At 57.2% G+C, this 23896-nt stretch carries 21 protein-coding genes and 2 tRNA genes; 1 reads left to right on the forward strand and 22 read right to left on the reverse strand.

Features of this window, described 5'->3' with window-relative positions; all coding sequences use genetic code 11:
* The first annotated feature begins 269 nt into the window (after positions 1-269).
* On the forward strand, positions 270-827 hold the full coding sequence (locus DHN55_RS20255; RefSeq protein ID WP_337660606.1) for a hypothetical protein: 558 nt from the start codon (positions 270-272) through the stop codon (positions 825-827).
* Here DHN55_RS20255 and DHN55_RS20260 read toward each other — a convergent pair.
* From DHN55_RS20260 to DHN55_RS20365, 22 genes are all read right to left on the reverse strand, one after another.
* Positions 814-1575: a hypothetical protein gene (locus tag DHN55_RS20260; protein ID WP_108883376.1), complete on the reverse strand. Its 762-nt coding sequence runs from the start codon at positions 1573-1575 to the stop codon at positions 814-816. The genes DHN55_RS20255 and DHN55_RS20260 overlap by 14 nt on opposite strands.
* A gap of 277 nt (positions 1576-1852) precedes the next feature.
* Positions 1853-4096 (reverse strand): DNA topoisomerase IV subunit A, encoded by a 2244-nt coding sequence (gene parC / locus DHN55_RS20265; protein ID WP_108883377.1) that lies wholly within the window; start codon positions 4094-4096, stop codon positions 1853-1855.
* A gap of 155 nt (positions 4097-4251) precedes the next feature.
* Positions 4252-5931: an RNase J family beta-CASP ribonuclease gene (locus DHN55_RS20270; RefSeq protein WP_108883378.1), complete on the reverse strand. Its 1680-nt coding sequence runs from the start codon at positions 5929-5931 to the stop codon at positions 4252-4254.
* Positions 5932-6004: 73 nt separating this feature from the next.
* Complete coding sequence (locus DHN55_RS20275) at positions 6005-6754, reverse strand: biotin--[acetyl-CoA-carboxylase] ligase (protein WP_108883379.1); 750 nt, start codon at positions 6752-6754, stop codon at positions 6005-6007.
* Positions 6751-8199 carry an NADH-quinone oxidoreductase subunit NuoN gene (nuoN, locus tag DHN55_RS20280; RefSeq protein ID WP_108883380.1) on the reverse strand — a complete coding sequence of 483 codons (1449 nt, stop codon included), beginning with the start codon at positions 8197-8199 and terminating at the stop codon, positions 6751-6753. Before nuoN ends, DHN55_RS20275 begins: the two co-directional genes overlap by 4 nt.
* An 80-nt stretch (positions 8200-8279) precedes the next feature.
* On the reverse strand, positions 8280-9806 hold the full coding sequence (locus DHN55_RS20285) for an NADH-quinone oxidoreductase subunit M (protein WP_108883381.1): 1527 nt from the start codon (positions 9804-9806) through the stop codon (positions 8280-8282).
* Positions 9806-11782: an NADH-quinone oxidoreductase subunit L gene (nuoL, locus tag DHN55_RS20290; protein ID WP_443111148.1), complete on the reverse strand. Its 1977-nt coding sequence runs from the start codon at positions 11780-11782 to the stop codon at positions 9806-9808. The genes DHN55_RS20285 and nuoL overlap by 1 nt, the downstream gene beginning before the upstream one ends.
* Positions 11783-11809: 27 nt before the next feature.
* Positions 11810-12118 (reverse strand): NADH-quinone oxidoreductase subunit NuoK, encoded by a 309-nt coding sequence (nuoK, locus tag DHN55_RS20295; RefSeq protein ID WP_108883383.1) that lies wholly within the window; start codon positions 12116-12118, stop codon positions 11810-11812.
* Between the two features lie 3 nt (positions 12119-12121).
* Positions 12122-12736 (reverse strand): NADH-quinone oxidoreductase subunit J, encoded by a 615-nt coding sequence (locus tag DHN55_RS20300; RefSeq protein ID WP_108883384.1) that lies wholly within the window; start codon positions 12734-12736, stop codon positions 12122-12124.
* Between the two features lie 60 nt (positions 12737-12796).
* Positions 12797-13285 (reverse strand): NADH-quinone oxidoreductase subunit NuoI, encoded by a 489-nt coding sequence (nuoI, locus tag DHN55_RS20305; protein ID WP_108883385.1) that lies wholly within the window; start codon positions 13283-13285, stop codon positions 12797-12799.
* Between the two features lie 22 nt (positions 13286-13307).
* A complete protein-coding gene (gene nuoH / locus DHN55_RS20310; protein WP_108883386.1) occupies positions 13308-14342 on the reverse strand; it encodes an NADH-quinone oxidoreductase subunit NuoH in 1035 nt (344 codons plus the stop codon).
* Between the two features lie 9 nt (positions 14343-14351).
* Positions 14352-16433: an NADH-quinone oxidoreductase subunit NuoG gene (gene nuoG / locus DHN55_RS20315; protein WP_108883387.1), complete on the reverse strand. Its 2082-nt coding sequence runs from the start codon at positions 16431-16433 to the stop codon at positions 14352-14354.
* Positions 16434-16440: 7 nt separating this feature from the next.
* Positions 16441-17748, reverse strand: coding sequence for an NADH-quinone oxidoreductase subunit NuoF (gene nuoF / locus DHN55_RS20320; RefSeq protein ID WP_108883388.1), 1308 nt, complete (start codon positions 17746-17748; stop codon positions 16441-16443).
* 6 nt (positions 17749-17754) lie between these two features.
* Positions 17755-18807 carry an NADH-quinone oxidoreductase subunit NuoE gene (gene nuoE / locus DHN55_RS20325; RefSeq protein WP_108883389.1) on the reverse strand — a complete coding sequence of 351 codons (1053 nt, stop codon included), beginning with the start codon at positions 18805-18807 and terminating at the stop codon, positions 17755-17757.
* Positions 18804-19994 carry an NADH-quinone oxidoreductase subunit D gene (locus DHN55_RS20330; protein ID WP_108883390.1) on the reverse strand — a complete coding sequence of 397 codons (1191 nt, stop codon included), beginning with the start codon at positions 19992-19994 and terminating at the stop codon, positions 18804-18806. The genes nuoE and DHN55_RS20330 overlap by 4 nt, the downstream gene beginning before the upstream one ends.
* Positions 19994-20596, reverse strand: a complete 603-nt coding sequence (locus tag DHN55_RS20335; protein ID WP_108883391.1) for an NADH-quinone oxidoreductase subunit C — start codon at positions 20594-20596, stop codon at positions 19994-19996. The genes DHN55_RS20330 and DHN55_RS20335 overlap by 1 nt, the downstream gene beginning before the upstream one ends.
* A 16-nt stretch (positions 20597-20612) precedes the next feature.
* Positions 20613-21176: an NADH-quinone oxidoreductase subunit NuoB gene (locus tag DHN55_RS20340; RefSeq protein WP_108883392.1), complete on the reverse strand. Its 564-nt coding sequence runs from the start codon at positions 21174-21176 to the stop codon at positions 20613-20615.
* Complete coding sequence (locus DHN55_RS20345) at positions 21167-21532, reverse strand: NADH-quinone oxidoreductase subunit A (RefSeq protein ID WP_108883393.1); 366 nt, start codon at positions 21530-21532, stop codon at positions 21167-21169. Before DHN55_RS20345 ends, DHN55_RS20340 begins: the two co-directional genes overlap by 10 nt.
* A gap of 227 nt (positions 21533-21759) precedes the next feature.
* Positions 21760-21836, reverse strand: a tRNA-Asp gene (locus DHN55_RS20350).
* Positions 21837-21972: 136 nt separating this feature from the next.
* Complete coding sequence (locus tag DHN55_RS20355; RefSeq protein WP_108883394.1) at positions 21973-23304, reverse strand: mechanosensitive ion channel domain-containing protein; 1332 nt, start codon at positions 23302-23304, stop codon at positions 21973-21975.
* A 28-nt stretch (positions 23305-23332) separates the two neighbouring features.
* Positions 23333-23408: transfer RNA gene (locus DHN55_RS20360), tRNA-Val, on the reverse strand.
* Between the two features lie 151 nt (positions 23409-23559).
* The gene (locus DHN55_RS20365; RefSeq protein WP_108883395.1) at positions 23560-23835 is read right to left on the reverse strand and encodes an HU family DNA-binding protein; all 276 of its coding nucleotides are present in this window, start codon (positions 23833-23835) and stop codon (positions 23560-23562) included.
* Positions 23836-23896: the final 61 nt, after the last annotated feature.

A 23896-nucleotide genomic window follows, 5' to 3' on the forward strand; every position in this document is an offset into this window, starting at 1 on the left:
CCGATACCCCTAGAATCAGTACTTTTCGGCAAAATTTGCCGGTATTTCGTGTGGCATGGTTGTTGCTGCTGTTCACGATGTAGTGAAACGATTTGCAAGCAGAGGGCAGAATGCTGCATCGGGGACTCAGTAATCCATTGGCCGCAGTGGACGTCGTAAATCAATTGACAGCGGTCTGTGACAAGTATGGAACCCGCCTCAGATTCTCAAACGATCTGGAAGCGTTCTATTCCGTTCGCCAGGACGTCCGTCAGGATGTGCCTTCCCCCATGTTCGATTTCAATGTCACCGGACTGAAAGACAAATCCTTCTGGATCTGCCTTCTGAACAGTGATGATGTTGTGGTCGGGCTGCAGGCATGCCGACTCGATGTGGTCGACACTTCGCTTGCCGAATGGGCGATCGGGTGGATGAGCGGCCTTTACATGAAGCGGGACCAACTGATGGTACCGGCTCAGCTTCAGCCCTATCCCGAGTCCCGTTCTTTCAAGCTCAAGGGAAAAATCGTCTATCACGGCGAACTGTGGATCGCCAGTTCAACCAGACGCCAACCGGGCCTCGCCGACGCCTTCTGTTTCATGGGCATGGTGTTGTCGCACATCAAATGGCAGCCGGACGCCATCTGGGCACTGGTATCAAACACCATGGCAACGCGTGGAATGGCGACCCGGTTCGGATATCTTCGCCAGGAGCGAAGTTTCCTGAACTGGAAGATTTCACCGGACGACGTGCCACACAATGAATGGCTGCTCCTGCTGGAGAAACACGACATGGAGCACTTGCTTGAAGAGCGTGCGGCAAACGGGCCAATAACTACGGAAGTGTGATTTCCACGTCGGCGAAATCGGTGACCACCGACACACCCTTACGTCCATCCCCAAACGAATACGGAACAATGGCGCGCTGGTAGCCCATCCACTTGTTGACCGTGTCATTGACCGGGAACACCGCCATCACATGATCATAAACGACTTGCTCGGTCTTCAGTGATTGCTTGTAGGCTTGTGAGACGATGGTGTCATAGGAATGTCCGGTGAGACAGGGAAACGAGTCCGGTGACATGCCATAGAGTTTCGCAAGGCTGGAACTGGTTCCTATCCGCTCAACAACAAACCGGCCCGTCGATGGATCATAGACACAATCGACACAGGTTTCCGGATCAGCCCGCCCGCCAACCAGGGTTTCCCCGATCAAGTTGCTGACAGTGCCGAGGTTGTCGGTTTCCATTGCTTTCACGAATGTCTTCTGGCGCAGGTGTATATCACTTTTGACGATCAAATCGTGAAGACGCAGATAGGCCTCTGTCGGGTCCTGCACCGTCTGGCTGAACCAGCCGGACAGAAAAAATTCGAATGTGTACGGGCCGCGCAGACCGGAAAGGGTTTCAGCCACATAATAAAGCGACGCCCAGTTGGACGCGAACATGGCCCAGCGAACAACAGTTCCCTTATGGCCTGTCTTCACATGAACACCCCCTGATCTTTGCATCAGCGCTTCAGGAGTATTGATCTGCGGGTTCGAGAAGGGGTCAACATCGACCTTTCCGTTCACCACCCAATATTCTGTGCCGTCCATTTTCCATACCGTTGATTGATCCAACAGTCACGCTCTGTGCCAAGCCGAAAAATTTTACGTCTCTCGAGCAGCAGAACACCATAATTAGGTCACATTTGAGCAAACAAACAGTTAAGCAGCAGGCGGGCTTTTATTACTGGAAATTAGGGAATGGCAGCAGTTATGAAGCAGGTTTCACAACATTCTGCGCAACATTCAGCTTATGCCGCCCAAGTTGAACCGCACAGTGACCTTGCCCTATTTCACCCGATACGGAGACTGACGGCTGCATTGCCGATCAAGCACCAAAACTGTTGTTTCGAGGGAACCCTTTTGGCGGCAAACGACCGGCCTGGGCGCGGGTCCCCAGCCATTCATCCAGTTCCGTAACGGTCCAGTTGCGTCCTGACGTGTCGGTCCAGCTCAGTCCGTCGGACAGCTTGAAGCTTCGCACGTCGGCGAGGCCGCCGTCCTTGAACTTCTGCAGGCGGACGCCCTTTCCGCGCGGCATTTCCGGCAGTTCATCAAGCTTGAAGATGACCAGCTTGCGGTTTTCCCCGATGCTGGCCACGTGATCATCACCGTCGACAACGTGACGGCAGACATGAGCCTCGACGGGCAGCTTCACGTTCAGCACCTGCTTGCCCTTGCGCGTATTGGCAAGGCAATCATCCTGGGCCACGACAAAGCCGTCACCATTGGTCGACGCCAGCAGCAGTTTGCCGCCTGACTGATAGATGAACAACGCGACTATGGCATCGGCTGCGTCCATGTCGGCCATCAGGCGTACAGGTTCACCGTGTCCCCTGCCGCCGGGCAGCTTGTTTGCGTCCAGCGTGAAAAACCGCCCGGACGAACTCAGCAGCAAAATCTTGTTGGTGGTTTCCGCATGCACCGCAAACCGGGCCTTGTCACCGTCCTTGTAGGAAATGGTGCTGGTGTCCTGAAGGTGCCCTTTCAGCGCGCGGATCCAGCCCTTCTCCGAACACACAACCGTAACCGGTTCCTTTTCGATCATTGTCTCTTCAAGATTGAAGTCGATATCCGGTGCCTCGGCAAATTCGGTGCGCCGGGCGCCAAGTTCGGTTTTCTTGCCGAACTTGTCCCGTGTCTCGCGGACTTCAGCGGCAATGCGGCTCCATTGTTCGTCTTCCGAGGCAAGCAACGCTTCCAGACCTGCCTTCTCGGCGCTTAGCGCATCATGTTCCTTGCGGATTTCAAATTCTTCCAGCTTGCGAAGGGCCCGCAGGCGCATGTTCAAAATGGCCTCAGCCTGAACATCAGTCAGCTCGAAACGCGCCATCAACACAGGTTTTGGTTCTTCTTCTGCCCTGATGATCGCAATCACTTCATCAATGTTCAGATAGGCGATCAGATAGCCACCGAGCACCTCCAGCCGGCGCGAAATCACCCCGACGCGATGATTGGAACGGCGGACCAGCACATCCTTGCGATGTTCAAGCCATTCGCGAAGCACTTCCGACAGAGACATGACTTTCGGCACCTTGCCGCCGGACAGCACGTTCATGTTAAGCGACAACCTGCTTTCCAGGTCAGTCAGCTTGAACATCTGCTCCATCAACAAGACAGGGTCGACCGTGCGGCTTTTCGGCTCCAGCACCAGGCGAACATCTTCGGCAGATTCATCGCGCACATCACCAAGCAGCGGCAGTTTTCGATCAGTCAGGAGTTCAGCGATTTTCTCAACCAGCTTGCCTTTCTGTACCTGGTAGGGAATCTGGGTGATCACGATCTGCCAGGTTCCGCGCCCCATATCCTCCGTGGCCCAGACCGAGCGCACCCGAAAACCGCCGCGCCCGGTCCGGTAGGCTTCGGCCATCTGGGCAGGCGTGTCGATAATGATGCCACCGGTCGGCAGATCAGGTCCGGGGACAAACTGCATCAGTTTGTCTATGCCAGCATTGGGAAACTTGATCAGATGCAGGGCCGCATCGCATAACTCACCGGCATTGTGCGGCGGAATGGAAGTCGCCATCCCGACCGCAATGCCGGTTGCGCCATTGGCCAGCAGGTTCGGAAATGCGCCCGGCAGGACGACAGGTTCAGAATCCTCGCCATTATAAGTTTCGCGAAAATCAACGGTGTCCTCGTCGATACCGTTGAGCAGCGCCATCGCTACATCCGTCAGGCGGGCTTCGGTGTACCTGTAGGCAGCCGCGTTATCTCCATCGATATTGCCGAAATTGCCCTGGCCCTCGACCAGCGGATAGCGCTGGGCAAAGTCCTGCGCCAGGCGCACCATGGCGTCATAGACCGCCTGGTCGCCATGCGGGTGATATTTACCGATCACGTCGCCGACAACGCGCGCGCACTTTTTGAACCCCTGGTTGGGATCGAGCTTCAGCATGCGCATGGCAAACAACAGGCGGCGATGAACCGGCTTCAGCCCGTCACGCACATCGGGCAGCGCACGGTGCATGATGGTTGACAGGGCATACGCCAGATAGCGTTCTTCCAGCGCTGATCTGAGATCAACCGGTTCAATTCCTTCAGGCGCGCCGGGCGGGGCCAGGTCAGACATGATTCGTTTCCTTCACTACGAACTCACTAAATGCCGCTTTTCTGGTGATTCATGCAACATATTCGGCATTCAGATTCCCGATTTGTGCATGCGCAAGCAGGAAAGCCGCAACTCGTATGCAGCTAAATGCGGCTTTAACGGATATGACGCGTTGGCTAAACCCGGTGAATCAGCACATGAACGATGGGGCGTTTCCCCCACTCCGTCTCGACACGGCGGCGGATTGACTGACGGAGTTTTTCCTCAACAGCCTCGTCTATCTGGCGGCGTTTGCGCGGAATGGATTCAAACACCTCTTCGACAATATCCAGCACAAGTTCGAAGAACTCATACCCGGCCCCGGTTTCTTCCGGCATGCCGTCCAGAACGGCCTGCGGATCATCCACCATCCGGCCGCTGCCATCGATCACCAGTGACACGGCAACCACGCCGACATGGGCAAGCTTGCGTCGCTTGCGCGCCGGACCTTCTATGCTGGGCACGATGATGCGACCGTCCACATGCAGCCTCCCGCCGGGAACGTCATCAACAATTTTTGCATCACCCGGTGCCAGCCGCAGCACCTCCCCCGCCATCGCCGAGGCGGTTTCGGGAATACCGCATTCAGCGGCAAACTCGGTCTGTTTCATGAGATGGCGCGCTTCACCATGCATCGGCACAAGCAGCTTCGGCTTTACCCAGCCATAGAACTGGCGCAACTCGTCCTGACGGGGATGGCCGGATGTATGGACCAGCGCATCATCCGAAGTAATGACCTCAACCTGTTGTTCGGCAAGCTTGTTGAGCAATTCGCCGACGGACTTCTCATTGCCGGGGATGGTCTTTGAGGAGAAGATCACCAGGTCGCCCTTGTCCAGTGTAATGTCCGGATGATTGTCTGCAGCTATGCGCGCCATGGCGGCACGGGGTTCTCCCTGCGAGCCCGTGCATAACAACACCACCTTGTCTCTGGGGAGATAACCGTACTCGGTCTGGTCGCGGAAACTATTGCCTTCCTTCAGGAGACCGACTTCCCGGGCAGCGGCAATGATGTTGTGCATCGCCCTGCCCGCCACAACGACCTCGCGCCCGTTGGCGCGCGCTGCCTGTGCGATCGAGGTTATGCGGCCGACGTGGCTGGCAAATGTCGTTATCGCCACCCTGCCCTTTGCTTCACCGATGATATTGGCGAGGTTGTCGGAGATTTCCGCCTCAGACGGTGAATGGCCCTCCCGCAGCACATTGGTTGAATCGCAGACCAGGACATCGACGCCTTCATTGCCGATCTCCCTGAAGCGATCAATGTCCATCAACGGTGCAATTGTCGGCGTAGGGTCAAGCTTCCAGTCGCCGGAATGGACAATCGTGCCGGCGGACGTGCGGATGGCCAATGCGGCGGGTTCGGGAATTGAATGAGTGACAGCCACATATTCAACCGAAAAACCTGCCGCTTCGACCGTTCCGCCAAGCGGCACAACACGCAGCGGCACTTCACCCAGCAATCCGGCTTCAGCCAGTTTCCGCTTTACCAGTTCGGCAGCAAACGGCGTGCAGTAAACCGGACACCGCAACAACGGCCACAGCCAAGCGATGCCGCCAATATGGTCTTCGTGGCCATGAGTCAGGAAAATTCCAAGCAGGTTTTTTGCCTGGGCTTCGAGATAACTGACGTCCGGCAAGATCACATCGATACCGGGGTCGCGCTCGTCTCCGAACTTCACGCCGCAGTCGACGAGAATCCATTTACGCCTGGCAGGCGTGCCGAGCCCGTAGGCATAGGCATTCATGCCGATTTCCCCCATGCCGCCCATAGGCAGCAGCACCAGTTCAGCCCCCGGCTTCTTGCGCCCCGTCATTACGTCCCCAGTCCACCTGTTTCAGGAACCAAAATCGTTCCCGATCATTACACCCCGGTTGTTGCCAGGCTGATCACGAGGAGCCACGCTGCTCCAGCCATTCAACATCACCTGCATGATGGGTCCACAGCGAGCCGTCGTCCAGTGTCAGTTCCAGCGCACCGTCATCACTCAATCCCGTAAACACACCCTGCTTGCCGCCTTCGACCGATATCCGGCCGCCGCGGCCCAATGCAGCGGCCATCCAGTCGTCGTGAATACTGGAAAGCCCTGCTCCTTCCGCCCATTGCCGCAAACGTGTGTGCATGGCGTCACGCAGATGTTCCAGCATCGCGCGCGGCTCGATCACGACGCCGCAGGCAGAAAGATCCGTTGCCGGCCAGCGGGTATCGCCCGGGTGGTGAAGCAGGTTGATACCGCACCCCACAATGGCAATGTGAGAGTCTTGCCGCGCCATCGTCTCGATAAGTATGCCGGATATTTTCTTGCCGCCGACAAGAACATCATTGGGCCATTTCAACTGCACCGGCTCTGCAACACCGGCCAGCATTACCGCATCGCGCACAGCCAGACCGGCGACGAGAGACAGACTGGCCAGACGCCCCGGCTCCGCATCTGACGGCCATGTGAGGCTGGCGTACAAATTACCAGGTTTCGAAACCCAACTGCGTCCCAACCTGCCCTTGCCGCTTGTCTGTTCGGCGGCGGCAATCCAGACCGGTTGACGGTTTTCAACCGCCAGCCGCGCGTGTGCTTCATCATTGGTGGAACCGACGCTGTCGTGCCAGATGATGTCGGGCAGCGCGCCTGCTGATCCGCTCACAGGAACAGCGACGCAGCTGCGGCATTGGCCGCGATATTAAGCTGTTTGAGAACCAGCACCATGCCGATTGCCATTACTCCGGCAGCAATCGCAATGACCCGTATTTCCATTGGTGCGACATCGAATTCATCAACCGGTTCGTCGAAGTACATGATCTTGACGACCCGCAGATAATAGAATGCAGACACGACCGATGCCAGGACACCAATGACCGCCAGTGCGTACATTTTCGCGTCAATGGCAGCGAGAAACACGAAGTACTTGCCGAAGAACCCGGCCAGCGGAGGAATGCCGGCAAGCGAGAACATCAACATGGCAAACACGAACGCCATGACACTGTCATTGCGCGCCAGGCCGGACAGGTCGGAAATTCGCTCTACAGCGGTACCGCGCCGGCGCATATAGATCACGCAGGCAAATGCACCCAGGGTCATGATCATGTAAATCGCCATGTAGATGACCACGCCGCGTACGCCCGACTGGGTTCCGGCGGCCAGACCAACCAGCGCGTAGCCCATGTGGCCGATTGAGGAATAGGCCAGCAGGCGCTTGATGTTGTTCTGGCCGATGGCGGCAAATGCACCCAGCACCATTGACGCAATGGAGATGAACACTATCACCTGCTGCCACTGGGCAACTGCGCCGCCAAACGCGTCATGCATCACCCGCACGAACACAGCCATTGCGGCCACCTTCGGTGCAGCGGCAAAGAAGGCGGTAACCGGTGTCGGGGAACCTTCGTACACATCGGGCGTCCACATGTGGAACGGCACCGCAGATATCTTGAACGCCATCCCGGAAATCAGGAACACCAGGCCAAACAACAGTCCAAGGCCGACCCCCTCTCCCGCCGCTGCGCGGGCAATCTCGGAGAACGCAACCGAGCCTGAAAACCCGTATATCAGAGAGGCGCCATACAGCAACATGCCGGACGAAAGCGCACCCAGTACAAAGTATTTCAGCCCTGCCTCCGAAGAACGCGCACTGTCCCGGTTGAAGGCTGCAACCACATAAAGCGACAGCGATTGCAGTTCCAGGCCCATATAGAGTGCGATCAGGTCATTGGCCGAAATCATCATCATCATGCCGACCGTGGCCATCATGATAAGTATCGGATATTCAAACTGGTCCAGTTTCTCGGTTTTCATGAAGCTTGACGACATGATGATCGCAGCAGCAGACCCGAACAGGACGAGCATCTTCATGAACCGGGCAAACCCGTCCACGACAAACCCGTCCAGGAAGGCACGCTGCGTTTCACCGTCAGACATGAGCACGACCAGCCCGGCAGTGACGGCAAGGGCGGTGAGCGCCAGCGTATTGATCATCTCTGTCGGATTGCGCTTCCAGAACACACCAAGCATGAGAAGCGCCATGGTCACTACCGCCAGGAATATCTCCGGCAGTGCGGCCGTTGCATCGGCTATCGCTAGTATATCGCCCATTTACCCGATCCTGACTTTCTCAAACCTCTTGAAGCAATTGCATCCGGCGTTCATGCCCGGCTGCCGCTGCCAACTATGTTCTAGTTCCCGATTGCCACAGCCGCTGCCCGCACGACCGCGGCCTGGGCATCGAATGCTGTCTGCATATCGACCAGCAGATTGTCCACCGACGCGGAAATCGCCGTCATTACCGGCGCTGGATACACACCGAAATATATAGTTGCGGCCACCAGCGGCACCAGTGTCACGGCCTCACGCGGGGTAATATCGGCCATCGCTTTCAAACTGTCCTTCTGCATCACGCCAAACACTACGCGGCGATACAGCCACAACGCATAACCTGCCGACAGTATGACGCCGGTCGTGGCAAAGAACGCCACCCAGGTATTGGCCTTGTATGCACCGGTCAGCGTCAGGAATTCACCGACAAACCCGGAGGTTCCCGGCAGCCCGACATTGGCCATGGTGAACAGCAGGAATATCGCTGCATAGGCGGGCATTCGATTGACCAGTCCGCCATAGGCGGCAATCTCGCGGGTGTGCATCCGGTCATAGACAACGCCGACGCACAGGAACAACGCGCCTGAAATGAAGCCATGGCTGATCATCTGGAAGATCGCGCCGTCTATGCCCTGCTTGTTCAGCGAGAATATGCCCATGGTGACAAAACCCATGTGCGCCACCGACGAATAGGCAATCAGCTTTTTCATATCTTCCTGCATCAGCGCCACCAGCGATGTATAGACGATGGCGACGACCGACAGAACGAAGACCATGGGTGCAAACATTTCGGACGCCAGCGGGAACATCGGCAGCGAGAACCGCAAAAAGCCGTATCCACCCATCTTCAGCAGGATTGCCGCCAGCACGACCGAACCGGCGGTCGGGGCCTCAACGTGGGCATCCGGCAACCAAGTATGCACGGGCCACATCGGCATCTTGACGGCAAAGGAGGCAAAGAAGGCCAGCCACAGCCAGGTCTGCATTTCAGGCGGGAAGTTCTTGTCGGCCAGTATCTCGGCGATGTCAGTGGTGCCGGCATATGAATACATCGCCATGATGGCCAGCAACATCAGTACCGAACCGAGCAGCGTGTACAGGAAGAACTTGAAACTGGCATATACGCGCCGGGCACCGCCCCAGATACCGATGATCAGGAACATCGGGATAAGGCCTGCTTCGAAGAACAGGTAGAACAGCACCAGGTCCAGCGCACAGAACACACCGATCATCAGTGTTTCCAGCACCAGGAACGCGATCATGTATTCCTTGACCCGCTTTTCCACGCCCCAGCTGGCAATGATGCACAACGGCATCATTGCCGTGGTCAGCAACACAAACGGCATCGAGATACCGTCCACGCCGAGGTGATAGGTCATCAGGCCGCCAAGCCAGGTGACCTTGTCTTCGAGCTGAAAGCCGGACTGGGCAGGATCGAAACCGTTCCAGGCCAGAAGCGAAAGAACAAAGCTGATCAGCGTCACTGACAAGGCGGTTGCGCGCATATTGCGCCGTGCAACAGCATCATCACCACGGATCACCAGAATGAACAGAGCACCAACCATAGGCAGGAAAGTGATCGTTGATAGAATGTACCAGCCGGTCATCAGTGTGCTCCTGCAAACATGTACCAGGTGATCAGGAACGCAGCCCCGAGCAACATGGCAAAGGCGTAGTGATAAACGAAACCGGACTGCAGTTTCACGATGCGGCTGGCGGCTCCCATGACGCGCGCGGAAACCCCGTCCGGCCCGAAGCCGTCAATCATCCATCCGTCACCCTTCTTCCACAGGAAGCGGCCAAGCCACATGGCCGGGCGAACGAAAATGAGGTCGTACAGCTCATCGAAGTACCATTTGTTGAGCAGGAACTTGTACAGCGGCTCGTTTTGTGCAGCCAGTTGTTTCGGCAGTTCCGGATTGCGGATATAGAACAGCCACGACAGTGCAAAGCCGATGACCATGGCAACGAACGGCGACCACACGACCCAGCCCGGCACATGGTGCAACTCGGTGACAATGTTGTTTTCCGGCAGCCTGTAAATCGCCGTTCCCCAGAACAACGCTTCGTTGTGCCCGATAAAGTATTCCTTGAACGCAATACCGGCAAACAGCGCACCCACCGCCAGCGCAAACAGCGGCACCAGCATGACATACGGAGACTCATGCACATGGTTCATCACATCACGGCTGGCGCGCGGCTTGCCGTGGAAGGTCATGAATATCAGGCGCCAGGAATAGAATGATGTGAAACAGGCGGAAACCACCAACAGCCAGAAGGCCAAAGTGGCTGCGCCGCTATGCGCGGCAAAGGCGCTTTCGATAATCGCGTCCTTGGAGAAGTACCCTGCCGTCAGCGGGAAACCGGTCAGCGCAAGTGTCCCGATCAGCATCATGATCCAGGTCAGTTTAAGTTGCGGCGCGAGACCGCCCATGTTGCGCATGTCCTGTTCGTCGGACATGGCATGGATAACGGAGCCAGACCCCAGGAACAGCAACGCCTTGAAGAAGGCATGCGTGAACAGGTGGAAGATCGCCACGCCATAAGCACCCACGCCCAGCGCCACGAACATGTAGCCAAGCTGCGAACACGTGGAATAGGCAATGACCCGCTTGATATCGTTCTGTACGAGGCCGACCGTAGCGGCAAAGAATGCCGTGATTGCGCCGATCACCGTGACTACCGTCAGCGCCGTCGGTGACAATTCGAACATCGGCGACATGCGGGCCACCAGGAAAACACCGGCTGTCACCATGGTCGCTGCATGGATCAGCGCGGACACAGGTGTCGGGCCCTCCATCGCGTCCGGCAGCCAGGTGTGCAGCAGGAACTGGGCGGACTTGCCCATGGCGCCCATGAACAACAACAGGCAGATCACGGTCATCACGTCCAGCTCCCATGACAGGAACTGCATCGTCTTGCCGGTTTGCCCGCCGGCAGCAGCAAAAATGGTATCAAACTCGATGGACTGGAATATCGCGAATGTCGCGAAAATACCCAGTGCGAAGCCAAAGTCACCAACGCGGTTGACGACGAAAGCCTTGATGGCAGCGGCGTTGGCCGACGGTTTCTTGTACCAGAAACCGATCAGGAGATAAGATGCGAGGCCAACACCTTCCCAGCCAAAAAACATCTGCAGCAGGTTGTCGGACGTCACCAGCATCAACATGGCGAAAGTGAAGAACGACAGGTAGGAGAAAAACCGCGGCTGGTTGTCGTCGTGGCTCATATAGCCAATCGAATATACATGAACGAGCGACGATACCGTGGTGACGACAACAAGCATTACCGCCGTCAGCGTATCAATCCGCAGCATCCAGTCCGCAGCCAAGCCGCCGGAACGAATCCAGGTCAGCACTTCAACCTTGTAGGAATTCTCATTTACGGCAACATCAAAAAACGCAATCCACGACAAGGCCGCCGATATCAGCAGCAATGCAGTCGGCAGGAGCTGCGGCCAGGCGGGGCCGTGATGGTGCCCGTCATGACCTGAGGGTTCCTGGGTTCCGCGTAACAGTTTCGTGCCGAAGACACCCGATATCAGGGCGCCGATCAACGGCAGGAAAACGATGAGGAGGAAGATGGTGTTCATGGCGTCAAACTTTCCCCGTCAGCCCTTCATCATGTTGATGTCTTCAACCGCGATCGAGCCACGGTTGCGGAAGTAGGTAACCAGAATGGCCAGCCCGATGGCCGCTTCGCCGGCCGCCACGGTCAGCACCAGAAGTGCAAACACCTGCCCGACCATGTCGTTCAGGAACGAGGAGAATGCCACGAGGTTGATGTTGACCGACAGCAGCATCAGTTCGATCGACATCAAGATGATGATCACGTTCTTGCGGTTCAGGAAGATGCCGAAAATCCCGATCGTAAAGATGATCGCCGCAACTGTGAGGTAGTGTCCCAGTCCGATTGTCATGATCTAAATCCCCTGCCCCGGCTTGACCTTGCGCACTTCAACGGCCGTTGCCGGTCCGCGTGCAACCTGATCAGAAATGTTCTGGCGCTTGACGCCTTCCTTGTGGCGCAGCGTCAGCACGATGGCACCAATCATGGCGACCAGAAGCACCAGGCCTGCTGCCTGGAAATAATAGATATAGCGTGTGTACAGCAGCTGTCCGAGCGCCTCGGTATTGGTGGCAACACTGGCGGCCGGTGCCGGAGCTGCAAGTGCGCCGGCGGCTTCGGGCGAGAATGCCCAGACGCCCAGTACCAGGGCCAGTTCGGTAAACAGGATCAGCCCCACAACCATGCCAAACGGTGCATAGGTCAGCATGCCTTCGCGAAGTTCGGAAAAGTCGATGTCCAGCATCATGACGACGAACAGGAACAGAACCGCTACCGCGCCCACATAAACCACCACCAGTATCATGGCCAGGAACTCGGCTCCCAGCAGGATGAACAGTCCTGAGGCGTTGAAGAACGTCAGGATCAGAAACAGCACTGAGTGAACCGGATTGCGTGAGGCAATCACCATCACTGCCGATGCTATTGCAACGGCGGCAAATAGATAGAAAAACGCGGCAGTTACTGCCATCTCTTCAACCCCTGTCTTGCCGGATCAACCGGCCCTTATCCTCATTCACCGCACGCAGGATCAGCGATACGGTGCATCCGCTGCCATATTCGACGCAATTTCACGTTCCCACCGGTCGCCATTGGCCAGCAGCTTGTCCTTGTCGAACAACAGTTCTTCGCGCGTCTCGGTGGCAAATTCAAAATTCGGGCCTTCCACGATGGCGTCCACCGGGCAGGCTTCCTGGCAAAATCCGCAATAGATACACTTGACCATATCGATGTCGTAGCGCGTGGTGCGCCTGGTGCCGTCATTGCGGCGCGGACCAGCTTCGATGGTAATCGCCTGGGCCGGGCAGATAGCCTCGCACAGTTTGCAGGCGATGCAGCGTTCTTCGCCGTTTGGATAACGCCGCAGCGCGTGCTCACCGCGAAACCGCGGGCTTACCGGTCCCTTTTCAAACGGATAGTTGATGGTTGCCTTGGGCGCAAAGAAATACCGCATCGACATGAAGAACGCGTCGATAAACTCCTTCAGGAACAGCGATTTGGCAGCTTGAGCAAGTTTCATGGGTTCAACTTTCCATTCATCCTCAAGGGGCCACGCCAAAGGCGGTTATGACACCTGCGGTGACCACAACCCAGCCAAGTGAAATCGGCAAAAACACTTTCCAGCCCAGACGCATCAGCTGATCATAGCGATAGCGCGGCACGAACGCCTTGACCATGGCAAACATGAAGAAAACCAGGAACACCTTGGCCATGAACCAGAACACGCCGGGCACCCAGGTAAACGGCACCACGTCTATCGGCGGCAGCCAGCCACCGAGAAACAGGATAGCCGTCATGGCGCACATCAGCGAAATCGATACATACTCGCCCAGCATGAACAGCATGTACGGTGTCGACGAGTACTCGACCATGAATCCGGCGACCAGTTCAGATTCAGCTTCCGGCAAATCAAACGGCGGACGGTTTGTCTCCGCCAGGGCGGAAATGAAAAACACCACGAACATCGGCAACAGCGGCAGCCAGTACCAGTCCAGGAACGATCCCGGCAGTCCCAGCCAGGTACCGATGCCGGTCGACTGGCTCATGACGATACCGGACAGGTTCAAGGTACCGGCACACAACAAGACGGTAATGATGACAAAGCCGATGGAGACTTCATAAGACACCATTTGCGCAGCCGAGCGCAGGGCGCCCAGGAACGGATACTTGGAGTTGGACGCCCAGCCGCCCATGATGACGCCGTAAACACCCAGTGATGAAATAGCGAACAGGAACAGAATGCCGACATTGATGTCTGCAACCACCCATCCGGCGTTCACCGGCACCACAACCCAGGCGGAAAGCGCCAGGATACAGGTCACCAGCGGCGCAATCAGGAACACACCCTTGTTGGCGCCATCTGGAATGACGACTTCCTTGAACACGAATTTCAGCATGTCGGCGAACGACTGGAACAAACCCCACGGCCCGACCACATTGGGACCTCGGCGCATCTGAACCGCCGCCCAGATCTTGCGGTCGGCGTAAACCAGATAGGCGACGATGACCAGCACTGCGATCAGCAGGGCCAGAGACTGCAGCACGATGAAACCGATTGTGAGGAGTATTTCGTTCATGAGACTGTCCTACTCCGCCGCCGCCAGCTTGTGCTGGCCGGCTCGCAATGACGAACATTCCGCCATGATACCGGACGCACGTGCAATCGGGTTGGTCATGTAAAAATCGGTTACCGGAGACACAAACCCTTTCGATGTCATCTTGCCCTTGACCTTGGCCAGTTCATCCAGGGGACCGCTGTCTGCCGGTTGGATACTGTCCAGCGCCGCAAGCTGGGGCGCCGCCTTGTACATTGCAGCGCGCAGATGTTCCAGATTGTCGAACCCGAGTGTCACGTCCATCTTTCCGGCCAGGGCGCGTATGATCGCCCAGTCTTCGCGCGCGTCGCCGGGCGGGAAGTTGGCTCGGCGCGCCATTTGCGCCCGTCCTTCGGTATTCACGTAAGTCGCTGATTTTTCGGTGTAGGTGGCCCCTGGCAGGATCACATCGGCGCGATGCGCACCGGCATCGCCATGCGTGCCCTGATAGACAACAAAGGCATCGCCAAGCGCGTCCATGTCGATCTCATCGACACCAAGCAGGTAAACTGCTTCGATGCTTCCGGCCTTTGCAGCCTTCAGGATGGCGGCCGTATCCTTTCCGCCGGGAAGCGTCGGTAATGCGCAGACATCCAGCGCGCCCACCCTGCCCGCTGCGGTGTGCAGCACGTTTAAGCCGTTCCAGTCGCCCTTGATGACGCCAATAGATTGCGCTGCCTGCATGGCGCTTGCCAGCACGGCTGCACCATCAGGGCGGGACAATGCGCCCTGGCCAATGATGAACATCGGGCGTTTCGCCCGGGATTTCTTGTGCTTGGCCAGATCAGCCAGCGCAGCAGGCCCGTCTCCCAGATAGGTGTAGGGGTAAGTCAGATCAGCACGCTCGCCGATGACACCGATGGTGCAGTCGCCCGCCAGGTAGCGCTTGCGGATGCGGGCATTGAGCACAGGTGCTTCAAGTCTTGGATTGGTGCCGATCAGCATGATGGCATCAGCGTCTTCGATACCGGCAATCGTCGAATTGAAAATATACCCGGCGCGCCCGCCTGCTGCTCCCAGCGGCGACCCGGCTTCGCGGCAATCAAGGTTCTTGACCTCCAGCGCCTCCATCAGCTTTTTCAGTGCGAACACTTCTTCGGTGCCACACAGATCACCCACCAGTGCCGCGGTCTTGTCCGGCCCGGCCGCCTTCAGCTTCGACGCGATCAGCTCAAAAGCTTCATCCCAGCCAGCGGCGCGGAGCTTGCCGTTTTCGCGGACATAGGGTTTGTCGAGACGCTGCGAACGCAGGCCGTCCCAGATGAAGCGCGACTTGTCGGAAATCCACTCCTCGTTGACCTCCTCGTTCAGCCGCGGCAGCACGCGCATGACTTCGCGGCCACGCACGTCCACCCGGATGGCCGAACCGACGGCGTCCATCACGTCAATGGTTTCGGTTTTACGCAGTTCCCACGGACGCGCCTTGAATTCGTACGGCGCCGAGGTCAATGCTCCGACCGGGCACAGGTCAATCACATTGCCCTGCATCTCCGACGTCATGGCCTGCTCAAGATAGGTGGTGATCTCCATGTCCTCACCGCGGCCAATCGCACCGAGTTCCTCGATGCCGGCAACTTCGGTGGTGAACCGCACACAGCGGGTGCATTGAATGCACCGGGTCATGGTGGTCTTTACCAGCGGCCCGATATACTTGTCCTCAACCGCGCGCTTGTTCTCGTCAAACCGGTTCTTGTCGATGCCATAGGCCATCGCCTGGTCCTGCAGGTCGCATTCGCCGCCCTGGTCACAGATCGGGCAATCCAGCGGGTGGTTGATGAGCAGGAATTCCATCACACCTTCGCGGGCTTTCTTGACCAATGGCGAATTGGTGCGGACTTCCGGTGGCTGGCCTTCCGGTCCCGGACGCAGGTCGTTGACGGACATGGCACACGAGGCCTGCGGCTTGGGCGCGCCTTTCACCTCTACCAGGCACATGCGGCAATTGCCGGCAATCGACAATCGCTCATGATAACAAAACCTCGGAATCTCGGCGCCGGCGGCCTCACACGCCTGGATAAGCGTGGTGCCGCTTTCAACTTCGATCTCTGTTCCATCGACTATGAGTTTAGGCATGTGTGCTTTACTCCGCCGCCACGCGCGTCACTGCCCCTTCGGGGTCAGGCCGAGCTGAAAATTCATCAATACGCGCCTCGATCTCGTGCCGGAAATGCCGGATCAGGCCCTGTACGGGCCAGGCAGCGGCATCTCCCAGTGCGCAAATCGTGTGTCCTTCGATCTGGTAGGACACATCGAGCAGCATGTCGATCTCGCGCTTTTCCGCGCGGCCTTCGACCATGCGTGTCAGCACCCGCCACATCCAGCCGGTGCCTTCGCGGCAAGGTGTGCACTGACCGCAGCTTTCATGCTTGTAGAAATAGGCCAGCCGCGCGATCGCCTTGATCATGTCGGTGGAGTTGTCCATCACGATAACCGCAGCCGTTCCCAGCCCGGACTTCAGGTCGCGCAGGCTGTCGAAATCCATATGGCAGTCGCGAATGTCATCGCACGGCACGCACGGCACCGAGGATCCGCCGGGAATAACCGCTTTCAGGTTATCCCAGCCGCCGCGAATACCACCACAGTGCCGGTCAATCAGTTCGCGGAACGGAATACCCATTTCCTCTTCAACCGTGCATGGCCTGTTCACATGTCCGGAAATGCAAAACAGCTTGGTGCCGACATTGTTTGGCCTGCCGATACCGGAAAACCAGTCCGGCCCGCGCCGCAAAATCGTCGGCACAACCGCGATTGATTCCACATTGTTGACCGTGGTCGGCGCACCGTACAAACCGACATTGGCCGGAAACGGCGGCTTCATGCGCGGCTGGCCCTTCTTGCCTTCGAGGCTTTCCAGGAGTGCGGTTTCCTCGCCGCAGATGTAGGCGCCTGCGCCATGGTGCACATAGAGGTCGAAATCCCAGCCATGCTTGTTGTTCTTGCCGATCAGCTTGGCGTCATAGGCTTCGTCAATGGCCCGCTGCAGCGCCTCGCGCTCACGAATAAACTCACCGCGCACGTAAATATAGCCGGCGTTCGCGCCCATGGCGAAACCGGCAATCAGACAGCCTTCCACAAGCGTGTGCGGATCGTGGCGCATGATATCCCGGTCTTTACAGGTGCCCGGCTCCGACTCATCGGCATTGACCACCAGATAGTGCGGCCGCCCGTCGGACTGCTTGGGCATGAATGACCATTTCAGACCCGTGGGAAAACCCGCACCGCCGCGACCGCGCAGACCGGAGGCTTTCACCTGGTCGATGACACCATCTCGACCCAGCTGGATCATCTTTTTGGTGCCGTCCCATGCGCCACGTTTCATGGCGCCCTTCAGGCCCACATCATGCTGGCCGTAGATATTTGTGAATATGCGGTCTTTGTCCTGCAGCATGGTGTCCTACCTCGGCTTCTTGCCGAATACCTTGATGTATTCAGCTTCGCCGCCTTTTGCCAAGGCTTTGGCCTGCCTTACCCAGTCATCGCGCTCAATGCGCCCCTTGAAGGACAATTCGTCATCGACAATGCCGATATCCTTTTTTGTCCATTTGCTGATTTGTGCGAAATGCCAGAAGCCGAGCTTGTTCAGCGTCTGCTCCAGTTTGGGTCCAACGCCTGAAATCAGTTTGAGATCGTCAGCCTTGCCTTTCGGTTTGGCAAGACGCGCGGGCCCGGCTTTCTTTGCAGCGGCGGCCTTGGCCGGTTTTGCCGGGGCCTTCTTGGCAGCCTTTTTCACAGCAGCGGCTTTGGCCGGAGCTTTCTTTGCAGGGGTTGCTTTGGCCGGTGCAGCTTTCTTCGCTGCTTTTGCCGCCAGCTTTCCTGGAGCAGCCTTCTTGGCCGGAACGATTTCCCCGTCAAGCGATGTCAAGCCGCCTTCAGGAGCCGACATGATGCGATCAATCTGCGGACCAGGCTGAACCTTCTGCCCCTTGGCAATCTTGTCGAGCAGTTCTTCCATCGCTTCAGGCGTCAAATCTTCATAGGTATCGGCGAAAATCTGGATCATGGGCGCGTTCACACAGGCGCCAAGGCACTCAACCTCTTCCCACGAAAAATCACCGTCTTCAGACAGCGTGTGCGGCTGTTCGGAAATTTTCCGCTTGCACACGTCCATCAGGCCTTCCGACCCGCGCAACATGCACGGCGTTGTTCCACACACCTGGATGTGTGCTTTTTTGCCAACCGGTGCGAGCTGGAACATGGTGTAGAAAGTAGCGATCTCGTAGACACGGATAAACGGCATGTCCAGCATGCGGCCGACTTCTTCCATGGCCGCTCGCGAAACCCATCCGTCATGCTGTTCCTGCGCCCGCCACAGCACCGGAATGACAGCAGACACCTGCTTGCCCTTGGGGTATTTCTTGATGGTCTGCTTGGCCCAGCTCAAATTCTTCGCCGTGAAGGCGAAGGATGCGGGCTGAACACTATCATCTGCTAAGCGGCGTACACTCACCGGTCGACCTCACCAAACACAATATCGAGAGAACCGAGTACCGCCGACACGTCTGCCAGCATGTGACCACGGCATATGAAATCCATCGCCTGCAGATGCGCAAACCCAGGCGCGCGCAACTTGCAGCGGTACGGCTTGTTGGACCCGTCCGACACCAGGTAGACGCCAAACTCGCCCTTCGGTGCCTCGACACAGGCATATACATCGCCTTCGGGCACTTTGAAGCCTTCGGTGTAAAGCTTGAAATGATGGATCAATGCTTCCATCGATCGTTTCATCTCGCCGCGCGAAGGCGGCACAACCTTGCCGTCAATCGACGACACAGGCCCCTGGCCTTCCGGCGAGTTCATCATCTTGATGCACTGCTTCATGATCTTCAGCGACTGGCGCATCTCTTCCATACGGATGAGGTAACGATCATAGCAGTCGCCGTTCTTGCCGATCGGGATGTCGAAATCCAGGTCCGAATAGCACTCATAGGGCTGCGACTTGCGCAGGTCCCAGGCGGCACCGGAGCCGCGCACCATGACGCCGGAGAAGCCCCAGGCAAAACATTCTTCCAGCGTCACCACGCCGATGTCGACATTACGCTGCTTGAAAATCCGGTTCTCGGTGAGAAGACCTTCGATATCGTCGAGCACTTTCGGGTGATAATCACAAAACGCGTCGATGTCGTCGATCAGATCCTGCGGCAGGTCCTGATGTACACCACCCGGGCGAACAAAAGCCGCATGCATGCGCGAGCCCGATGCACGTTCATAAAACACCATCAGCTTTTCGCGCTCCTCAAAGCCCCACAGCGGCGGGGTCAATGCGCCGACGTCCATGGCCTGGGTGGTCACGTTCAACAGGTGCGACAGAATCCTGCCGATCTCGGAGTAGAGAACGCGGATGAGTTGCCCGCGAATGGGCACGGTAATTCCCATCAGCTTCTCGATGGCCAGCGCATAGGCATGCTCCTGGTTCATCGGGGCGACATAGTCCAGGCGATCGAAATACGGCACCGCCTGCAAATAGGTCTTGGCCTCGATCAGCTTCTCGGTGCCGCGATGCAACAGGCCGATGTGCGGATCGACCCGTTCCACCACCTCACCATCCAGTTCCAGCACAAGGCGAAGAACGCCGTGCGCCGCAGGATGCTGCGGACCAAAGTTGATGTGGAAATTTCTGACTTGTGCCTCAGCCATCAGTTCTTCGCCTTCTCGTCGCCGGGAAGCTCATAGTCTGTGCCTTCCCACGGACTGAGATAGTCAAAGTTGCGGAATTCCTGAACCAGCTTCACCGGCTCATACACAACCTTCTTCTTCTCGTCATCATAGCGCACCTCGACATGTCCCGTCATCGGGAAGTCCTTGCGCAATGGATGACCGGCAAACCCGTAATCCGTCAGGATGCGGCGCAGGTCCGGATGGCCGGAAAACAGGATGCCGTACAGATCAAACGCTTCACGCTCAAACCAGTTGGCGGCCGGGAAAACCTCTACAGCACTTGGTACGGGGGTATCTTCATCAGTCTGCACTTTCACACGGACGCGGGTATTCTGATACGGGCTGAGCAGGTGATACACGACGTCAAAGCGTTTCTCGCGTGCCGGATAATCAACCCCGCAAATGTCGATGAAGCAGACAAACTGGCAACTGGGATCATCGCGCAGGAACCGCAGGACATCGATAATGTTGTCGCCTTCGGTGTGCAGGGTCAGTTCGTCATGGGACATGTCATATTTGACCCCCAGCTGCTGCAGCTCGGAGGCGACATGCTCGCCAAGATCAATCAGGTTTTCATCCATTGGTCAGCGCAGGCCCCTAGCGTTCTATCGTGCCGGTTCGGCGGATTTTTTTCTGCAGTTGCAGGATACCGTAAACCAGCGCTTCTGCGGTCGGCGGACAACCTGGAACATAGATGTCCACCGGCACAATGCGATCGCAACCCCGCACGACCGAATAGGAATAATGATAGTAACCGCCGCCATTGGCACATGAGCCCATGGAGATCACGTAACGCGGTTCGGGCATCTGGTCGTAGACCTTGCGCAAGGCAGGCGCCATCTTGTTGGTCAGTGTCCCCGCCACAATCATCACATCGGACTGGCGCGGGCTGGCGCGCGGTGCAAATCCGAAGCGCTCGACATCATATCGCGGCATGGACGCCTGCATCATTTCAACGGCACAACAGGCCAGACCGAAAGTCATCCACATCAGTGAACCGGTGCGGGCCCAGTTGATCAGGTCATCGCTTGTCGTAACCAGGAAACCCTTGTCGGCAAGCTGGTCGTTGACCGATGAGTAGAATGCTTCCTGTTCCGGTGTCAGCACCGCAGGCGCGGCAGCACCCTTCAATGGCTGGCCGTTCTTGTCGATCAATCCCATTCCAGAGCCCCCTTGCGCCATTCATAGACGAAACCGATGGTCAGGATGGCGAGGAATATCATCATGGACCAGAATCCGAACACGCCGACTTCCTTGAGCGATATCGCCCACGGAAACAGGAAGGCCACTTCAAGGTCGAAGATAATGAACAAAATGGCCACCAGGTAAAACCGGATGTCGAATTTCATGCGCGCATCGTCAAATGCATCGAACCCGCATTCGTAAGCCGACATCTTCTCAGGGTCAGGCCGACGGATGGCGATAACGAACGCCGATGCCATCAGGGCAATACCCAGACCAATGCATATTCCCATGAATATGACGATTGGCAGATAATCCTGCAGTAATTCCGTCATGGTTCAGCACCTGTTGCATGGTGGCCGTTGAGCCACCGCAGCCCCTCTATTCGACTCTGATTGCCTGTTGGGTTGGTACCGCAGTGCAACAAGCGACGCAAGTCTGAATCCCGGCATCAGTATATGGTGGAAAACTGTTTTGTCAGCCGGAGTTTCTGCCATACATCCTGTTTACCGGATTTCCGGGTCGAATGCATCAAAATCAGGAATTTTCAGGAGCGGTAAAATGGCGCGAGTGACGGGGCTCGAACCCGCGACCTCCGGCGTGACAGGCCGGCACTCTAACCAACTGAGCTACACCCGCGCGATGTAAGGCAAACCGGGTCACGACCCGAAGGTTTGCGTTGGTTGGGGTGGATTACTCAGTTCGCTGTCGCAAGTCAAGCGGCCATCGACCGATTATGCCCCTGGCCGAAAAGAAATTGCTCTCTTTGCCATCTTCAGGGGTCATTCGGCTTTTTCCGCTTGATGGCCAGTTTGGGCCCCTCTCCCAGTATACGCACCTCGCGTTGCGGGAACGGAATGGAGATCTTGTTGGCTTTCAGGGTATCCCAGATAACCAGGAGGATGTCGGCGGTGAACTTGTTCCTGCCGTCATCCAGGCCTTCCGACCAGAACTCGACGGCCATATCGACACCGGAATCGCCGAAACCGCGCAATTCAGTGTCCGGGGGCTCCGGGTCGCTGAGCACCGACTTGTGCTTGGCCACGGCCTCGTTCACCAGCCGCATGACCTCGCGGAGGTCACTCTCATAGGCCACGGAGAATTCCACCTCAAAGCGCTGGCGCGGATCGTCGCGGGTCCAGTTGATGAAAGCGGTGGTGATGAACTTTTCATTCGGCACCATGATTTCCTTGCCGTCGAAAGTCTCCAGCGTCGAAGAGCGCATGTTCAGCTCTTTCAGTATGCCGGCCTTGCCATCTTCCATCTCGATGAAATCGCCGACGCCCAGCGAGCGCTCCAGCAGGATGATGATGCCTGAAATGAAATTGGAGGCGATCTGCTGTAGCCCGAATCCGAGCCCGACACCCAGGGCACCGCCGAATACCGTCAGCGCGGTCAGGTCAAGCCCGAGGATCTGCAGCAGCAGGATGAATACAACGATGAACAGCACGATTTCGAACAGCTTGGCAAACAGCTCCCTGGTCGCCTTGTCGAGGTCTTTCTGGTTGCGGATCGCCTTTTGACCCGCTGTCGTCGACAACCTGCCCAGCCAGAACAGCAAGCCACCGAACACCGCTGCCTTGGCGAGGAAGTAAAGCGATATGCGAATATTGCCGACTTCCAGCGAGACGCCATCCAGGAAGGCGCTGGTCTCGTCCCACCAGCCAAACACCTGCAAGGTGGCGATGGGGATACCGATATAAATTGCGGCAGCACGTATGAGCGAGTGAGAGATGAAGCGGTTGATGGCCGCGTACAAGACGCCCACAACCCCGACCGACTGGGCAATCCGCACCAGCCAGGCACTGCCGACCATCGCCAGGCATATCTGTATGGCGATGGCGAGAAACAGCACCGCCAGCACAGGAAACAACAGATCACGCAATGAATGGGCAAAATTCAGCCAGCGGGCAAACCGATGGTCATCGGCGACCGGCTCGCGCAGCAGCCCGACGCGCTTGCGCAACTGGGCAGCAACAATGCGAGCCACGATAACCGCTGTGACAATGGCGCCGATCTGGGCGTAGAATTGGGGGGACGTTGCCCACCCGGCAAGCTTGTCCAGTATCTCCAACCCGGAGGCCTTCAACTCTTCAATTGAAAGCATGGACGAACGCGCCTTCTGACTGGTGGGATGGTGGGCGATGACAGGCTCGAACTGCCGACCCTCTCGGTGTAAACGAGATGCTCTACCAACTGAGCTAATCGCCCCCACTAATCTGAGCGATGTATTAGCGCTCCGCGCCGGTTTGAGCAAGCGCCGTTTTAAATAAATTTGGCCCTGCGTCTTTTCTGAAGAGCACGCAGGGCCTGATATATGCCTGCGACCCGTTTGGGGCCGCGGCTGGATAGTCGGTCGGGTCTAGCCGTTAACAGCCTCCTTGAGGATTTTACCAGCTTTGAACTTGGCGTTCTTGGATGCCGGAATGTCGATGGCACGACCGGTGCGCGGATCGCGACCCGTAGATGCTGCACGTTGGCCCACTGAAAATGTGCCAAAGCCGACAAGGCGCACATCGTCACCCTGCATCAGGGCCTTCTGGATGTTCGCCAGGGTAGCTTCAATTGCCTCGCCTGCTTCACCCTTGGTGAGCTTGGCGTCTTCAGCAACTTTTGAGATGAGATCATTTTTGTTCATGTGAATGAATCCTTTCACCAGATTTCCGACAATAGATACTCAAGTACGAACGCCTCGTGTA

Source organism: Anderseniella sp. Alg231-50, from assembly GCF_900149695.1.
Taxonomy (GTDB): Bacteria; Pseudomonadota; Alphaproteobacteria; order Rhizobiales; family Aestuariivirgaceae; genus Anderseniella.

Bases quoted from the DNA above. Each gene is read 5' to 3' on its own strand.
- DHN55_RS20340 (WP_108883392.1), bottom strand. From the start codon at position 21,176: ATGGGATTGATCGACAAGAACGGCCAGCCATTGAAGGGTGCTGCCGCG.
- parC (WP_108883377.1), bottom strand. From the start codon at position 4,096: ATGTCTGACCTGGCCCCGCCCGGCGCGCCTGAAGGAATTGAACCGGTT.
- DHN55_RS20255 (WP_337660606.1), top strand. From the start codon at position 270: ATGTTCGATTTCAATGTCACCGGACTGAAAGACAAATCCTTCTGGATC.
- DHN55_RS20335 (WP_108883391.1), bottom strand. From the start codon at position 20,596: ATGGATGAAAACCTGATTGATCTTGGCGAGCATGTCGCCTCCGAGCTG.
- nuoH (WP_108883386.1), bottom strand. From the start codon at position 14,342: ATGAACGAAATACTCCTCACAATCGGTTTCATCGTGCTGCAGTCTCTG.
- DHN55_RS20355 (WP_108883394.1), bottom strand. From the start codon at position 23,304: ATGCTTTCAATTGAAGAGTTGAAGGCCTCCGGGTTGGAGATACTGGAC.
- DHN55_RS20260 (WP_108883376.1), bottom strand. From the start codon at position 1,575: ATGGACGGCACAGAATATTGGGTGGTGAACGGAAAGGTCGATGTTGAC.
- DHN55_RS20300 (WP_108883384.1), bottom strand. From the start codon at position 12,736: ATGGCAGTAACTGCCGCGTTTTTCTATCTATTTGCCGCCGTTGCAATA.
- nuoK (WP_108883383.1), bottom strand. From the start codon at position 12,118: ATGACAATCGGACTGGGACACTACCTCACAGTTGCGGCGATCATCTTT.
- nuoN (WP_108883380.1), bottom strand. From the start codon at position 8,199: ATGGGCGATATACTAGCGATAGCCGATGCAACGGCCGCACTGCCGGAG.
- DHN55_RS20345 (WP_108883393.1), bottom strand. From the start codon at position 21,532: ATGACGGAATTACTGCAGGATTATCTGCCAATCGTCATATTCATGGGA.
- DHN55_RS20330 (WP_108883390.1), bottom strand. From the start codon at position 19,994: ATGGCTGAGGCACAAGTCAGAAATTTCCACATCAACTTTGGTCCGCAG.
- DHN55_RS20270 (WP_108883378.1), bottom strand. From the start codon at position 5,931: ATGACGGGGCGCAAGAAGCCGGGGGCTGAACTGGTGCTGCTGCCTATG.
- nuoG (WP_108883387.1), bottom strand. From the start codon at position 16,433: ATGCCTAAACTCATAGTCGATGGAACAGAGATCGAAGTTGAAAGCGGC.
- DHN55_RS20365 (WP_108883395.1), bottom strand. From the start codon at position 23,835: ATGAACAAAAATGATCTCATCTCAAAAGTTGCTGAAGACGCCAAGCTC.
- nuoI (WP_108883385.1), bottom strand. From the start codon at position 13,285: ATGAAACTTGCTCAAGCTGCCAAATCGCTGTTCCTGAAGGAGTTTATC.
- nuoF (WP_108883388.1), bottom strand. From the start codon at position 17,748: ATGCTGCAGGACAAAGACCGCATATTCACAAATATCTACGGCCAGCAT.
- DHN55_RS20285 (WP_108883381.1), bottom strand. From the start codon at position 9,806: ATGACCGGCTGGTACATTCTATCAACGATCACTTTCCTGCCTATGGTT.